General features: G+C 70.5%; 13 protein-coding genes. 4 read left to right on the top strand and 9 right to left on the bottom strand.

Features of this window, described 5'->3' with window-relative positions; all coding sequences use genetic code 11:
* Nucleotides 1–111: 111 nt before the first annotated feature.
* Nucleotides 112–1,413, bottom strand: coding sequence for an extracellular solute-binding protein (locus EG812_RS14580; protein ID WP_013731506.1), 1,302 nt, complete (start codon nucleotides 1,411–1,413; stop codon nucleotides 112–114).
* Between the two features lie 318 nt (nucleotides 1,414–1,731).
* Between EG812_RS14580 and EG812_RS14575 the strand changes: the two genes are divergently transcribed.
* Nucleotides 1,732–2,811: a LacI family DNA-binding transcriptional regulator gene (locus tag EG812_RS14575; RefSeq protein ID WP_086011316.1), complete on the top strand. Its 1,080-nt coding sequence runs from the start codon at nucleotides 1,732–1,734 to the stop codon at nucleotides 2,809–2,811.
* Between the two features lie 150 nt (nucleotides 2,812–2,961).
* On the top strand, nucleotides 2,962–4,593 hold the full coding sequence (locus tag EG812_RS14570) for a glycoside hydrolase family 13 protein (RefSeq protein WP_126711834.1): 1,632 nt from the start codon (nucleotides 2,962–2,964) through the stop codon (nucleotides 4,591–4,593).
* Between the two features lie 99 nt (nucleotides 4,594–4,692).
* Here EG812_RS14570 and EG812_RS14565 read toward each other — a convergent pair whose 3' ends face one another.
* The 5 genes from EG812_RS14565 to EG812_RS14545 are packed head-to-tail and all read right to left on the bottom strand — an operon-like array spanning nucleotide 4,693 to nucleotide 8,813.
* Nucleotides 4,693–5,124: a hypothetical protein gene (locus EG812_RS14565; RefSeq protein ID WP_126711833.1), complete on the bottom strand. Its 432-nt coding sequence runs from the start codon at nucleotides 5,122–5,124 to the stop codon at nucleotides 4,693–4,695.
* Nucleotides 5,125–5,180: 56 nt separating this feature from the next.
* Nucleotides 5,181–6,101, bottom strand: a complete 921-nt coding sequence (locus EG812_RS14560; protein WP_013731502.1) for a YihY/virulence factor BrkB family protein — start codon at nucleotides 6,099–6,101, stop codon at nucleotides 5,181–5,183.
* Between the two features lie 57 nt (nucleotides 6,102–6,158).
* A complete protein-coding gene (locus tag EG812_RS14555; protein ID WP_013731501.1) occupies nucleotides 6,159–6,704 on the bottom strand; it encodes a 2'-5' RNA ligase family protein in 546 nt (181 codons plus the stop codon).
* Nucleotides 6,705–6,761: 57 nt separating this feature from the next.
* Nucleotides 6,762–7,787 (bottom strand): tryptophan--tRNA ligase, encoded by a 1,026-nt coding sequence (trpS, locus tag EG812_RS14550; protein WP_013731500.1) that lies wholly within the window; start codon nucleotides 7,785–7,787, stop codon nucleotides 6,762–6,764.
* A 33-nt stretch (nucleotides 7,788–7,820) separates the two neighbouring features.
* On the bottom strand, nucleotides 7,821–8,813 hold the full coding sequence (locus EG812_RS14545) for a hemolysin family protein (protein ID WP_081476244.1): 993 nt from the start codon (nucleotides 8,811–8,813) through the stop codon (nucleotides 7,821–7,823).
* 46 nt (nucleotides 8,814–8,859) lie between these two features.
* On the opposite strand from EG812_RS14545, the gene galE reads away from it, so the two are divergent.
* Both galE and galK read left to right on the top strand, forming a co-directional pair.
* Nucleotides 8,860–9,879, top strand: a complete 1,020-nt coding sequence (gene galE, locus EG812_RS14540; protein ID WP_199743872.1) for a UDP-glucose 4-epimerase GalE — start codon at nucleotides 8,860–8,862, stop codon at nucleotides 9,877–9,879.
* Nucleotides 9,876–11,030, top strand: a complete 1,155-nt coding sequence (gene galK, locus EG812_RS14535; RefSeq protein ID WP_126711831.1) for a galactokinase — start codon at nucleotides 9,876–9,878, stop codon at nucleotides 11,028–11,030. Before galE ends, galK begins: the two co-directional genes overlap by 4 nt.
* Before the next feature lie 586 nt (nucleotides 11,031–11,616).
* On the opposite strand, the gene cysN is transcribed toward galK, so the two are convergent.
* From cysN to EG812_RS14520, 3 genes are all read right to left on the bottom strand, one after another.
* Nucleotides 11,617–12,939: a sulfate adenylyltransferase subunit CysN gene (gene cysN / locus EG812_RS14530; protein WP_043719643.1), complete on the bottom strand. Its 1,323-nt coding sequence runs from the start codon at nucleotides 12,937–12,939 to the stop codon at nucleotides 11,617–11,619.
* Entirely contained in the window at nucleotides 12,939–13,850 is a 912-nt protein-coding gene (gene cysD / locus EG812_RS14525; protein ID WP_102658843.1) for a sulfate adenylyltransferase subunit CysD, read from the bottom strand. Before cysD ends, cysN begins: the two co-directional genes overlap by 1 nt.
* Before the next feature lie 74 nt (nucleotides 13,851–13,924).
* Nucleotides 13,925–14,728 (bottom strand): inositol monophosphatase family protein, encoded by an 804-nt coding sequence (locus EG812_RS14520; RefSeq protein ID WP_126711919.1) that lies wholly within the window; start codon nucleotides 14,726–14,728, stop codon nucleotides 13,925–13,927.
* Nucleotides 14,729–14,765 lie beyond the last annotated feature (37 nt).

The following is a 14,765-nucleotide window of genomic DNA, read 5'->3' as shown; positions in this document are numbered from 1 at the left end:
CGGGTCGGCGACCGTGACGGTCGCCGACCCGCTGCCGGGTGCCGAAGGTTCACCGGCGTGTCACCGGTGTACGGAGGCGGGCCTACCGCGCCGGCCCGCCGACGGTGGGGCTCAGAGCCCGTAGCCGGGAACGACCTCGGCCTTGTACTTCTTGGCGACGCCGTCCAGCGCGGCCTTGGGGTCCTTGTTCTGGATCAGGACCTCGGTGGCCATCTGGTCGAGCGGGCCGAAGAACTGGCCGGCCTCGGGGATCCACGGGCGACCCACGGCCGCCTCGTTCACCGCCTGGAAGGCAGCCACCACGGGGTTGTTCTTGACCGCGTCCACCTGGTACGCGGAGGTGCGGGTGGGCAGCAGGCCGAGCTTCTCCGACAGGAACGCCTGCGACTCGGCGGAGGCCATGAACTTCACGAACGCGACGGCGGCGTCGATCTTCTCCTGCGGCATGCCGGACCAGATCACGTAGTTGTGGCCGCCGACCGGGCCACCGGCACGGGCCGAGCCGGCCGGCACTGGGGCGATGCCCAGGTTCTCCAGACCGCCGAAGTCCGGCGCCGAGGAGACGTTGTTGACCTCCCACGGCCCGTTGATGATCATGGCGACCTTCTGCTCCTTGAACAGGGTCATCATGGTGCCGTACGCGTCGTTGGCGGACGGCTTGGCGGCGGCGCCACTGTCGATCAGGTCCTTCGCGATCGCCAGCCCGGCCGCGTTCTGCTCGGAGTTGACGATGATCTTCTTGGCCTCGGGGTCGACCAGGTCACCGCCCTCGCCGTACATGAAGGGCAGCATGAAATAGCCGGCCGGGTTGACGTACACGCCCTCGGCGCCGGTTGAGTCCTTGATGGTCTGCGAGGCGGACTTCAGCTCGGCCCAGGTCTTCGGCGGCGCGCTGATACCGGCCTTGGTCAGCAGTTCCTTGTTGTACATCAGCGCGAGGCTGTCGGTGACCTGCGGGACACCGTAGGTCTTGCCGTCGTACTTGTTGGAGGCGAGCGGGGTCGCCAGGAAGTCGGACGCGTCGCTGAGCAGCTCCGAGCCGTCGAGCGCGTAGAGGTATCCGAGCGAGGCGAACTCGGGCACCCAGGCCACCTCGGCCCGCAGGATGTCCGGCGCACCGCTCTTGGCCTGGGCGGCGGTCTTGAACTTGTTCTGGGCCTCACCGAACGGGACCGACTGGTAGTTGATCTTCACGTTCGGGTAGGTCTGGTTGAACTTGGCGATCAACTCCTTGAACGCCGGGCCCTCGTTCTGCGGGTCGGAGGTGTCCCACCAGGTCAGTTCCGCGGTGAGGGAGGCGGGGTCGGCCTTCGGCTGCTCCTCGGCCGCCTTGTCCTCGCCGCCGCACGCGGCGACGGTGAGGGCGAGACTGGCGGAGGCGAGTACGGCGATCCCCCTGGCTGTGCGACGCATGTTCGCTCCTAAATTGCCTGCCGGGTAACGGCGGGGACAGTAGCAAGAGTTTTCGTAACTCGAAACCCCTTGCGAACCTCCCTGCAACAACCGTGCCCCATCCGCAACGTCAATCGTCGACAAGTGTCGCCAACTGGGCATTTCCCCGCCTGCCGGGGCGGGCCCACCTCACCCAAGGTGAGCAGGAGTCCACGTACAGCCCACGCTCACGCGGGGATACGCGAGCGCAGCGGGCACCTTTTTCGGCATCCGCTGCTCGATTGTGCAAGTTCTTGCTGCCTACTGCGCAAGAACTTGGCCGTGAGCTACAGTGCCGCCATGCGCGCTCGCTTGTCCGACATCGCCCAGCAGGCCGACGTCAGTGAGGCCACGGTGTCGCGGGTGCTCAACGACCGCCCCGGCGTGGCACCCGAAACCCGGCAGGCCGTCCTGACCGCCCTCGACGTGCTCGGCTACGAACGCCCCGCCCGGCTGCGCAAACGCAGCGCCGGGCTGGTCGGGCTGGTGGTGCCGGAGCTGGACAACCCGATCTTCCCCGCCTTCGCCCAGATCATCGAGTCGGCCCTGGCGCCCACCGGCTACACCCCGGTGCTGTGCACCCAGACTCCCGGCGGCGTCCGCGAGGACGAGTACGTCGAGATGCTGCTCGACCGGCAGGTCTCCGGCATCGTCTTCGTCTCCGGCCTGCACGCCGACACCGCCGCCGACCACGACCGGTACCGGACCCTGATCGCCCGGCCACTGCCCATCGTCATGATCAACGGGTACGCCCCCGGGCTCGGCGCGCCGTTCGTCTCGTGCGACGACCGGGAGGCGGCGGAGTTGGCGGTCGCGCACCTGGTGGCCCTGGGCCACCGCCGGATCGGCCTGATCACCGGCCCGGACCGGTTCGTGCCGGTGCTGCGCAAGGTCAGCGGATACAAGACGGCCATGCAGCGCCTCACCGACATCCCCGAGGACGAGTTGACCGACCTGACCGAACTGTCGCTGTTCGGTGTGGAGGGCGGCGAGGCAGCAGCCGGACGGCTGATCGAGCGCGGCGTCACCGGCATCGTCTGCGGCTCCGACCTGATGGCGCTCGGCGCGATCCGGGCCGCCCGGCAGCGCGGGCTCTCCGTACCGGGTGACCTCTCCGTGGTCGGATACGACGACTCACCGCTGATGGCCTTCACCGACCCACCGCTGACCACCATGCGGCAGCCGGTGGCCGCGATGGCGGTCGCCGCCGTCCGGGCGCTGGTCGACGAGATCAACGGCCACGGCGCCCCGCACTCGGAGTACCTGTTCCGGCCTGAACTGGTGGTACGCGGCTCGACGGCGGTGGCCCGGACGGACACCCCGCCCGCGCAGGGCGGTTCGCAGCGCCCCACGCCACCGGCGTTCGCGGTTCCGGCGTGACACCTGCCGCGTTCCGGCGGTCGTAGGCATTTCTTGCGCAAGGTCTGCTTGACTCTTGCAGCGCTGGCCCGGCATCCTTCTCAGACACCCGCGTCCCACCGTTGCCACGCCGGGTGCCGCCGTCCCGCGCCACAGAACGGGGAACACCCGATGACCGTCAGCAACCCCTCGCCGCTGACCTCCGACGCCGACTGGTGGCGATCCGCCGTCGTCTACCAGGTCTACGTCCGCAGCTTCGCCGACGCCAACGGTGACGGCATCGGCGACCTGCCGGGCATCCGGGCACGCCTGCCGTACCTGCGCGAACTGGGTGTGGATGCGCTCTGGCTGACCCCCTTCTACACCTCCCCGATGGTCGACGGTGGCTACGACGTCGCCGACTACCGGGACGTCGACCCGATGTTCGGCACGCTCGGCGACTTCGAGGCGATGATCACCGACGCCCACGCCCTCGGCCTGCGGATCATCGTCGACATCGTGCCCAACCACACCTCCGACCGGCACCCCTGGTTCCAGGCGGCGTTGGCGGCCGGCCCCGGCTCACCCGAACGCGAGCGTTACCTGTTCGCCGACGGCAAGGGCACCGACGGCGAGCTGCCGCCAAACGACTGGGAGAGCATCTTCGGTGGCCCGGCCTGGACCCGGGTGCCCGACGGCCAGTGGTACCTGCACCTGTTCGACCCCGCCCAGCCCGACCTGAACTGGCGCAACCGGCAGGTACGCGCCGAGTTCGAGGACATCCTGCGGTTCTGGCTGGACCGTGGGGTCGACGGGTTCCGCATCGACGTGGCCCACGGCATGATCAAGGCCGAAGGGCTGCCGGACGTCGGCTTCAACTCGATGACCACCGGCCGCCGTCAGTCCGAACTGCTCGGCAAGGGCCGGCTGCCCTACTTCGACCAGGACGAGGTGCACGACATCTACCGCGCCTGGCGCCCCATCCTGGACAGCTACCCCGGCGGCCGGATGGCGGTGGCCGAGGCCTGGGCCGAGACCCCGCAACGGCTGGCCCGCTACATCGGACCGGACGAACTGCACCAGGCGTTCAGCTTCGACTTCCTCGACGCCACCTGGTCGGCCGACTCGTTCCGCAAGGTGGTCGACACCGCGCTGGCCGAGTCGACGATCGTCGGCGCCCCGACCACCTGGGTGCTGTCCAACCACGACCGTCAGCGGCACGTCACCCGCTACGGCGACGGTGAGGTCGGCCTGCGCCGGGCTCGCGCCGCCGCGCTGATGATGCTCGCCCTGCCCGGCTGCGCCTACCTCTACCAGGGTGAGGAACTGGGGCTGCCGGAGGTGCTCGACCTGCCCGACGAGCTGCGCCAGGACCCGGCCTTCCTACGTACCGGCGAGAGCCGGGACGGCTGCCGGGTGCCCATCCCGTGGAGCGGCGAGGTGGCCCCGTACGGCTTCGGGCCGGTCGGCAGTGAGCTGAGCTGGCTGCCGGCCCCGGCCACCTGGCGTGCGCTGTCGGTGGCCGCCCAGACCGGCGTGCCCGGTTCGACCCTGGAGCTGTACCGGGCGGCGCTGCGGATCCGCCACACCCACCCCGCCCTCGCCGGCACCGGCGGCATCACCTGGCAGGAGACCGCACCCGGCGTGCTCGCCTTCAGCCGGTCCACCGGCGACACGGTGCTGACCTGCGTGGTCAACACCGGCGACACCCCGGCACGGATCGACGGGTACGGCACTCCGCTGGTGGCCAGCGAGGCACTCACCGAGCAGCACGATGGCCACGTGCTCCCGGTCGACGCGGCCGCCTGGTTCGAACGGCACTGAACGGGTAGTCCATCAGCAACCTGGTCGTCCGGCGTGCTGCGCGCCGCCGGACGACTGGGGCTGACCGCCGACCAACACCCGGCTCGCTGGCGCACCACGTCAACCGTCGGTCAACTGGGCGGCGATCCGGGCAAACCCGGCACGCAGCTCGGCCACGTCCGGCACCGGCAGCGGGCCGGTCGCGTGGTCGTCCTCGGCCGCCAACTCCTCCTCGTCGATGGTGTCCTCGTAGTCGCCGTAGAGGTCGGCCCGCTCCACCTGGACCGTCTCGTCCGCAGCGGCGAGTTGAGCGGCGGCGATCTCGCCCCGGATCTGGTCCACCGAGACCGCAGGTATCAGCGGCTCGACCACCGCCATCAGCTCGTCGTCGGCGACCAGCGCCTCGGCCAGGGCCAGCGCGTGCGGTCGCTCGTACGGACCACAGACCACCGGCTCCCACTCGTCGTCACCGAGCGGGCCGAACGTGATGATCCACGGCAGCTCGCTCAGCGGCGAGTCGCTGGGCAGGTCCAACGTCACGAGTGCCCCCACCGGCCCATCATCGCCGCTGCCCGAACCTCCCGCGGCAGGTTCGGCACATCACCGGATCAACCAGCCCCGCCCGGGGTACCCGGATCGGTGTCCGAGCCGAGATCGGAGCGCCGGCCACCCGCCAGGTCCACCACCCGCCCGCGTCGGCTGGTCGCCGCCAACGCCGCACCGAAGAGCACCAACTGGTTGAGCAGGTACAGGTAGACCAGCAGGCCCACGGCGGTGGCCACCACGGTGTACGCCGGGTTGTGCTCGACCCGCCCCACCCAGAACCGACCGACCGTGTTGAGCAGGGTGATGCCGACCGCGACCAGCAGCACGATCGGCCGCAGCCGCGCCCGACTCATCTGCACCCGAGGCACCACGATCAGCATCAGGGTGGCCAGCACCGCGTTGACAAGCACGCTGAGCACCGCGCTGATCGTGGTCAACCCGACCGATCCGGTGCTGCGCAGCAGGAAGCGCAGCAGCGACTCCAGCGCGTCCACCGCCGCCACCGAGGCGCCGAGGAGCACGAAGACCACGAGCAGCACCCCGAGATCGACGAGCCGGCGGACGACCAGGTTGCCCGGATGCTGGTGGAGACCGTGGATCAGCCGCTGCGAGGAACGGATCGCCTCGACCCAGCCGATCCCGGTCAGGATCAGGATCAGCAGACCCACCACCCCGACCGTGCCACTGCTGTCGGCGACCTGGGCCGGATCGAGGAACGGCAGATTCTCCCCGAGGAACTCCTCCGCCGCCGCGCGTACCTCGTCGTTGTCGTCGAGGACCGCGCCGAACGCCGCGTACGCCACAAGCGCGAGCGCGAAGACCGCGAAGAAGCCGTAGTACGCGATCGCGGCGGCCAGCCGACCACCCTGAAGATCGGTGTAGCGCACCCCGGCCCGCCACAGATGCCCGAAGGCCGGCCAGCGGTGCCGGGCGGCGCTGAGTCGGCGGTCGATGCCCGCCTCGACCCGCCCCAGGAGGTTCACCTCGTCATCCTCGCCGCTTCCTCGTCACCGCGCTCGCTCCTCGGCACGGCCGGAGGATCAACCGCCCAGCCGGAAGTCCCGGCGGGGCTGGAACCGGGCCTCACCACTGTGCGAGAAGAGCGTGAAATGCTCCACCTCGAACATCGCCGAGAAGTCCGCCAGATCCTCGTAGGCCCGATCCAGGGCCTCCGGCGCGACATCCTGCGCCACCGTCACGTGCGGGTGGTAGGGGAAGCGCAGTTCCCGCTGCAACTCGGGAGCGGCGTTGATCGCCGCGGCCAGCAGTTCGCACTCGCTGATGCCGGCGGCGACCGCGACGAAAACCACCTGGGTCACCGGCCGGAACGTGCCGGTACCCCGCAGGTGCAGGGTGAACGGCAGGTGAGCGGCGGCGACCTGGACGAGATGCCGCTCCACCGCGGGCAGCGCGGACATCGGGATCTCGGTCGGCCCGAGCAGGGTGACATGTGCCGGCACCGTGTTCGGGTCGCCGGACGCCAACCGACGCCGGGTCAGCGTGCCGCCCCACGGCTCGGGGATGTCCACCGCGATGCCGATCTGGATGGTGTCGCCGGCATCCGGCGACCCGCTCCCGTGATCCACGTTCCGCGCCACTCCTTGCCACCGACCTGTCCGGACCGCCCGCGCTGCCGCGAACGGCTACTCGCCGCGTACCGGCGGGAAGAAGCCCACCCGTTCGTACACCTTGAGCAGCGTCGGCACCGCCAGCCGCCGCGCCTTCTCCGCCCCGGCGGCGAGCAGCTTGTCCAACTGGGCCGGGTCCTCCAGGTACGAGCGGGTCCGCGCCTGGATCGGCGTGACGAACTCCCGGACCACCTCGGCGAGGTCCTTCTTCAGATCGCCGTAGCCCTTGCCGTCGTACGCCGCGACCAGATCGTCGATCTCGCGCCCGCTCAGCGCCGAGTAGATGGTCAGCAGGTTGGAAATGCCCGGCTTGGTCTCCTCGTCGAAGACGATCTCGCGACCGGTGTCGGTGACCGCCGAGCGGATCTTCTTGGCCGAGCGGGCCGGATCCTCCAGCAGGTCGACGATGCCCGCGGGCGACGATGACGACTTCGACATCTTCGCCGTCGGGTCCTGAAGATCAGTGATCTTCGCGGTGGCCTTGACGATGTGCGGGACGGGCACGGTGAACGTCGGCCCGAAGTGCGTGTTGAACCGCTGCGCCAGGTCGCGGGACAGCTCCAGGTGCTGACGCTGGTCCTCACCCACCGGCACCGCGTTGGCCTGGTAGAGCAGGATGTCGGCGGCCTGCAGGATCGGGTACGTGAACAGGCCCACGCTGGCCCGCTCGTTGCCCTGCTTCTGCGACTTGTCCTTGAACTGCGTCATCCGGCTGGCCTCACCGAACCCGGTGAGGCAACCCAGCACCCAGGCCAGCTGGGCGTGCTCGGGCACCTGCGACTGCACGAACAGCGTGCACCGCTCCGGGTCCAACCCGACGGCGAGCAGCTGCGCGGCGGCCACCCGACTGCGCTGGTGCAGCACCTTCGGGTCGTGCCCGGCGGTGATGGCGTGCAGGTCGACCACGCAGTAGACGGCGTCATGCGACTCCTGCAACGCCACCCAGTGCCGCACCGCACCCAGGTAGTTGCCGAGGTGGAACGAGTCGGCCGTCGGCTGGATGCCGGAGAAGACGCGCGGGCGGGCAGGTACGTCGGACATGCCGGCAATTCTGTCAGCATCACCCCGCGTACGTCATGACGGGCTGGCCGGTCCGGTCCGGCTGGCGGATCGACCCACCGTCCGCCGTTGTTCGGGCAGGCGGCCGGCGGTGACCGCGAGCCGGGCCACCCGACGCCCGTCGAGCGTCAGCACCCGCAGCAGCCAACCCCCGCCGCTCCCGGACGGATCGGGCACCGGAACCTCGTCACCCGGCCTGGGCAGCCGCCCGAGCGCGGCCATCACGAACCCACCCACCGTCTCGTACGGCCCGACGGGCAGCACCACAGCGGTGCGTTCGGCGAAATCGGCGAGATTCAGTCGCCCCTCCACCACGGCCGGCAGCCCGGCCAGCTCCGGTTCCGGCACCTCGGCGTACTCGTCGTGGATCTCACCGACCAGTTCCTCGATCAGATCCTCGCAGGTCACGATGCCCGCCGTTCCGCCGTACTCGTCGATCACCACGGCCAGGTGGTGTCCCTCCCGCCGCATCTCGGTCAACGCGGCGAGCACCCGCTTGCTGGCCGGCAGCCGCTTGACCTCCCGGACCAGCGCACCGACCGTGGTGTCCGGATCGCGGTCCGGATGCCACAGCACGTCGCGCAGGTGCACGAAGCCGACCACGTCGTCGTGGGTGCCGTCGACCACCGGATAGCGGGTGTGCATGCCGGCCCGGACCAGCGGCTCGGCCTCGGCGAGGGTCAACGCCGCCGACAGGAACACCACCTCGGTGCGGGGCATCATCACCTCACGCACCAGACTCGCCCCGGCCACCAGCACCTCGTCGATGATGCGCCGGCCCACCGGATCGAGCACCGTGTTCGCGGCGACCAGATCGCGTAGCTCCGCCTCGCTGATCCGCTCCCGACCGGCGGCCGGACCTGTGCCCAGCAACGCCGTGACCAGCCGCAACCCACCGTCGACGGCCCGGACCACCACCCGGGCCACCGCCCGGGCGAGCCGCCCAGGCTCGCGGCGGGGCTGGGATGGCCACCGCCGCCGGGATCCGCGCCGACGCGCTGCCCGCATGACAGTGATGGTAGTCAGCACAGCCGCCGTAGGCTGTCCTCACCACATGGCCACACCGAACGGGCCAGGCAGGAGGACCGAGGTGAAACTGCTCGTCACCGGCGGCGCCGGCTTCATCGGCAGCGTGGTGACCCGGATGTTGCTCGACGCGGGTCACCAGGTCGTCGTCCTGGACGATCTACGGACCGGTCACCGGGAAGCCCTCGCCCCCGACGCCACATTCGTCGAGGCGGGCATCCACGACGCGGCGCGGGTGCTCACCCCAGAGGCCGGCTTCGACGGCGTGTTGCACTTCGCCGCGCTGATCGCCGCCGGTGAGTCGATGGTCGCCCCGGAGCGGTACTGGCACAACAACACAGTCGGTTCGCTGGCCCTGCTCGATGCGGTCCGCGCCGCCGGCGTACCCCGGCTGGTCTTCTCCTCCACCGCCGCCGTCTACGGCAACCCGGTCGAGCTGCCCATCGTCGAGACGGCCATCAAGGCCCCCACCAACACGTACGGGGCGACCAAACTCGCCGTCGACATGGCGCTCACCTCCGAGGCGATCGGGCACGGCCTGGCCGCCGTCTCGCTGCGCTACTTCAACGTCGCCGGGGCGTACCTCGACGGTGACACCGCCCTCGGCGAACGCCACGACCCGGAGACCCACCTCATCCCGATCGCGCTGGAGGTGGCCGCCGACCGGCGGGACAAGCTGCAACTGTTCGGCGACGACTACCCCACGATCGACGGCACCTGCGTACGCGACTACATCCACGTCGCCGACCTGGCCCGGGCCCACCTGCTCGCCCTCGGCGCGGCCGTGCCCGGGCAGCACCGCATCTACAACCTCGGCAACGGCAACGGCTTCACCAACCGGCAGGTGGTCGAGGTGGTCCGCGAGGTCACCGGCCACCCTGTTCCGGTCGAGATGGCGCCCCGCCGCGAAGGTGACCCGGCCGAGTTGGTCGCCTCCGCCGCGCTGGCCCGCGCCGAACTCGGCTGGGAGCCGCAGAAGCCGACCCTGCACGACATGATCACCGACGCCTGGGCCTTCTACCGCACGCACCGACTGGCCCAACCGTGACCGTCGCCGACCGCGCCGCCGCCGGCTTCCACCAGGTGTACGCCCAGCCGCCCGCCGGCCGCTGGGCGGCTCCCGGACGGGTCAACCTGATCGGCGAGCACACCGACTACAACGACGGCTTCGTGCTGCCCTTCGCTCTCCCCCTGCGTACCGTCGCCGCCGCCGCGCCGCAGCCCGGCGAGACCTGGACGGTCTGGTCCGAGCTGACCGGCGAGACGGTCGACTTCGGTGCCGCCGAGGTGACCGCCGCCGGTCGGGTCACCGGTTGGGCCGGCTACGTGGCGGGCATCGTCTGGGCGCTGCGCGAGGCCGGTTACCCGGTGCCCGGTGCCCGGCTGGCGATCGCCTCCGACGTGCCGCTCGGCGCCGGCCTGTCCTCCTCCGCCGCGCTGGAGGCCGCCGTGCTCGCCGCCCTGGCCGACCTCGGTGGCCTCGACCTGCCCGCCGAGGCCCAGCCCCGGCTGGCCCAGCGCGCCGAGAACCGCTACGTCGGCGCACCCACCGGAATCATGGACCAGTCGGCGGCGATCCGCTGCCGCGCCGGGCACGCCCTCTTCCTCGACTGCCGCACCGAGCAGGTGGAACACATCCCGTTCGACCTGGCCGCCGCCGGCCTCGCCATCCTCGTGATCGACAGCAACGCCCCGCACCGCCACGTCGACGGCGAGTACGCGGCCCGCCGCAACAGCTGCGAGAAGGCCGCCGCCCTGCTCGACGTACCCGCGCTGCGCGACGTCCCGACCGACAACCTCGACGACGCGCTGGCCCGGCTCCCCGACGACGAGACCCGCCGCCGGGTCCGACACGTCGTCACCGAGAACCAGCGGGTGTACGACACCGTCGACCTGCTGCGCGCCCGCCAGATCCAGCAGATCGGCCCGCTGCTCGTCGCCTCACACACCTCCATGCGCGACGACTTCGCCATCACCGTTCCCGAGATCGACACCGCCGTCGAGGCCGCCCTCGCCGCCGGCGCACTCGGTGCCCGGATGACCGGCGGCGGCTTCGGTGGCTGCGTACTCGCCCTGGTCGAGGCCGACCACTCCGACACGGTCGCGAACGCCGTCACCGACGCGTACGCCCGACGGGGTTTCACCGCCCCCACCCACACCACCGTCACCCCCGCCGCCGGCGCCACCCGCCTCGACTGACCCGCTCCCCGCCCGCGCTCTCCCACACACTGCCTCCGCTCAGCGCGCTGCCCACGCCCCCGCCCCGCGCCTTGCGCGCTGCCCACGCTCAGCGCTCTGCCCCGCGCGCCGCGCCTCCGGGCGACATGTCGCCTCGATCTGGGATCGAGTGGCTTCCGAGCGCACGGATAGCCACTCGATCCCGGATCAAGCACGATCTTGGTGTGAATGCCGGCAAGACGTGGTCGCGGTCGACGTGGTGCGCCTCCGGAACGCCAGGGCAACCGCACTCTGGACGCTCGAACGTGCGCCCACGCACCTTCGCCAACTCCGCTTTGCTCTGCTTCAACCCACGCAACGGAAACCGGCGATACCTGTTGCGTGGGTTGAAGCAGAGCAAAGGGGTCCAGGAAGACATCCGCTCCCCTGGGTACGGCGCGGCCCGGAAGCAGGCCAGTGTGTCCGGAAGCAGGTGCTTTGGCCCGGAAGCGGATGCGGCCCGCGCGGCACGGGTGCGGCGCGGGCCGTCACGGCGCGTCGAGTTGACGAGCGAGGTCGGGCAAGAAGCGGGACAACGGGGCCGGCCGGAGGGGCCGGCCGACGCAGCTCAGCCCGCTTCGACGATCATGCCTGCGCCGACCGTACGGTTGGTGCTCTCGTCGATGATGACGAAGCCGCCGGTGGTGCGGTTGCGGCGGTACTCGTCGGCGAGCAGCGGGACGGTGGTCCGCAGGCGGACCCGGCCGATCTCGTTGAGCCGCAGTTCGCTCGCCGACTCGTCCCGGTGCAGCGAGTTGATGTCCAGGCGGTAGTGCAGGCCACGGACGATCGCCCGGGCCGCGCGGGTGGTGTGCTTGATCGCGTACTTGCCGCCGACCTGCAACGGACGGGTCTCGTCCATCCAGCAGACCATCGCCTCGATGTCCTGCGCGACGGCGGGCGCGTTGTTCGGGCGGCAGATCATGTCGCCCCGAGAGATGTCGATCTCGTCTTCCAGCCGTACCGTCACCGACATCGGCGGGAACGCCTCCGTGACCGGGCCGTCGGCGGTCTCCACCGAGGAGATGCGGCTGGTGAAGCCGGACGGCAGCACCATCACCTCGTCGCCCGGCTTGAGCACCCCGGAGGCCACCTGGCCGGCGTAACCCCGGTAGTCGGTGACCGTGGTCGACTGCGGGCGGATGACGTACTGCACCGGGAAACGGACGTCGACCAGGTTCCGGTCGCTGGCGATGTGCACCCGCTCCAGGTGGTGCAGCAGCGCCGGGCCTTCGTACCAGGGCATGCTCTCCGAGCGGGTGACGATATTGTCACCCTTGAGCGCGGAGATCGGCACCACGGTCAGGTCCGGCACGTCCAGCTTCGCCGCGAACGCGGTGAACTCGTCGGCGATCCGGTCGAAGACCTCCTGCGAGTAGTCGACCAGATCCATCTTGTTGACGCAGAGCACCAGGTGCGGCACCCGCAGCAGAGAGCAGAGGAAGGCGTGCCGGCGGGACTGCTCCACCAGGCCCTTACGGGCGTCCACCAGGATCAACGCCAGGTCGGCGGTCGAGGCGCCGGTGACCATGTTCCGGGTGTACTGAATGTGCCCGGGGGTGTCGGCGATGATGAACTTGCGCCGTGGCGTGGCGAAGTAGCGGTACGCCACGTCGATGGTGATGCCCTGCTCCCGCTCTGCCCGCAGGCCGTCGGTGAGCAACGCCAGGTTTGTGTACTCGTCGCCCCGGGCCGCGCTGACCGCCTCCACCGCGGCCAACTGGTCGGTGAACAGCGACTTGGTGTCGTACAGCAGCCGACCGATCAGGGTCGACTTGCCGTCGTCCACACTGCCGGCCGTGGCGAACCGCAGCAGATCCATCGGGCGGGCCTCCGCCGCGGCGCGGGTCGGGTCCGCCGCGTCGCCCGGCGCGAGCGTCTCGGTGGTCATCAGAAGTAGCCCTCTCGCTTGCGGTCCTCCATCGCGGCCTCACTGACCCGGTCATCGCCCCGGGTGGCCCCGCGCTCGGTGATCCGCGTCGCGGCGACCTCCTCGATGACCTTCTCGACGGTGTCCGCGTCCGAGCGGACCGCCGCCGTGCAGGAGGCGTCGCCGACCGTCCGGTACCGCACCCGGGCCTTGAACCGGTCCTCGCCGGCACGGGCCGGCAGGAACTCGTTCACCGCGTAGAGCATCCCGTCGCGCTCGACCACCTCACGCTCGTGCGCGTAGTAGATCGACGGAAGCTCGATCCGCTCCCGGGCGATGTAGTGCCACACGTCCAGCTCGGTCCAGTTGGACAGCGGGAACACCCGGATCGACTCGCCCGGGTGGTGCCGCCCGTTGTACAGCGACCACAGCTCCGGTCGCTGGTTCTTCGGGTCCCACTGGCCGAACTCGTCGCGGAAGCTGAACACCCGCTCCTTGGCGCGGGCCTTCTCCTCGTCCCGGCGAGCACCGCCGAAGAGCGCGTCGAAGCGGTGCTTCTCCACCGCGTCCAGCAGCACCGGCGTCTGGATCCGGTTACGCATCCCGTCCGCCGACTCCCGGACCAGCCCGCTGGCCAGGGCCTCCGGCACACTGGCCACCACCAGTTGCAGGCCCAACTCGGCGACCCGACGGTCGCGGTAGTCCAGCACCTCGGGGAAGTTGTGGCCGGTGTCCACGTGCATCACCGGGAACGGGATCTGCGCCGGCGCGAACGCCTTCTGCGCCAGCCGGAGCATGACGATCGAGTCCTTGCCGCCGGAGAAGAGCAGCACCGGTCGCTCCATCTCGGCGACCACCTCACGCATCACGAAGATGCTCTCCGCCTCCAGGGCGTCGAGGTGGGTGACCTGGTAGGCCGCGGTCGCGGTCATGACACCGACTCGATTCGCTCGCTCATCCGCTTTCCAGACCTTTCCGGTCGGGGATGTCAGAAAGTAGCGCCAGGCTACCCGCCATGCCGGCGCAGCGCTGCAAGTAACCGGCTGGCGAGATCCTTGCGGCACACCAACAAGTCAGGCAGACGGGGGTCCGCCTCGTTGTATTTCAGCGCAGAACCGTCGATCCGGGAAGCGTGCAGGCCGGTGGCCGTCGCCACAGCCACCGGTGCCGCCGAGTCCCACTCGTACTGCCCGCCCGCGTGGATGTACGCGTCCACCTCACCGGTCACCACCGCGGCGATCTTCGCGCCGGCCGATCCCATCGGCACCAACTGCGCCCCGACCTCCTCAGCCAGGTCGGTCAGGAACGCCGGCGGCCGGCTCCGACTGGCCGCCAGGCGCAACCGGCCCGCACCACCGACCGACACCGACGGGTACGCGGGCGGCTGGTCCGTCGCCAACACCCGCTGCTGTGCCGGCAACCCGACAGCACCCGCGACCAGACCGTGGGAAGCCGAGGCGTCCCGCGCCCACAGCGCCACGTGCACCGCCCAGTCCGTACGCCCCTGCTCGCTGAATTCCCGCGTACCGTCCAACGGGTCGATGATCCACACCCGGTCGGCGGTCAACCGGGACCCGACCCCCGCCTCGCCCTGCGCCGCGGACGCCTGACGGGAACCCTCGTCCTCCTCGGAGAGAACCGCGTCACCCGGACGCCACCTCGCCAACTCGGCCCGGATCAGATCATGCGAGACCTTGTCCCCGGCCGCCTTCAACGCGGCGGGATCGTCGAACCCCAACTCGGCCCGCAGGCCCACCAGCGCCTCACCCGCCCGGGCCGCCAACCAGCGGGCGAACTCCCCGTCGACCATCGGAGGACTGCTGCTCATGCCCCGCGCTCCCGTCGCA

Source organism: Verrucosispora sp. FIM060022 (genome assembly GCF_003977705.1).
In the GTDB taxonomy this organism is placed as follows: domain Bacteria; phylum Actinomycetota; class Actinomycetes; order Mycobacteriales; family Micromonosporaceae; genus Micromonospora; species Micromonospora gifhornensis.
Note: the sequence above shows the minus strand (reverse complement) of the source record. Positions and strands in the feature narration are given on the sequence as shown.

Excerpts from the sequence above, each read along its gene's own strand:
- EG812_RS14580 (WP_013731506.1), bottom strand. The coding sequence starts at position 1,413 with ATGCGTCGCACAGCCAGGGGGATCGCCGTACTCGCCTCCGCCAGTCTC.
- EG812_RS14575 (WP_086011316.1), top strand. The coding sequence starts at position 1,732 with ATGCGCGCTCGCTTGTCCGACATCGCCCAGCAGGCCGACGTCAGTGAG.
- EG812_RS14570 (WP_126711834.1), top strand. The coding sequence starts at position 2,962 with ATGACCGTCAGCAACCCCTCGCCGCTGACCTCCGACGCCGACTGGTGG.
- trpS (WP_013731500.1), bottom strand. The coding sequence starts at position 7,787 with ATGTCCGACGTACCTGCCCGCCCGCGCGTCTTCTCCGGCATCCAGCCG.
- EG812_RS14545 (WP_081476244.1), bottom strand. The coding sequence starts at position 8,813 with ATGCGGGCAGCGCGTCGGCGCGGATCCCGGCGGCGGTGGCCATCCCAG.
- galE (WP_199743872.1), top strand. The coding sequence starts at position 8,860 with ATGGCCACACCGAACGGGCCAGGCAGGAGGACCGAGGTGAAACTGCTC.
- cysN (WP_043719643.1), bottom strand. The coding sequence starts at position 12,939 with ATGACCACCGAGACGCTCGCGCCGGGCGACGCGGCGGACCCGACCCGC.
- cysD (WP_102658843.1), bottom strand. The coding sequence starts at position 13,850 with ATGACCGCGACCGCGGCCTACCAGGTCACCCACCTCGACGCCCTGGAG.
- EG812_RS14520 (WP_126711919.1), bottom strand. The coding sequence starts at position 14,728 with ATGGTCGACGGGGAGTTCGCCCGCTGGTTGGCGGCCCGGGCGGGTGAG.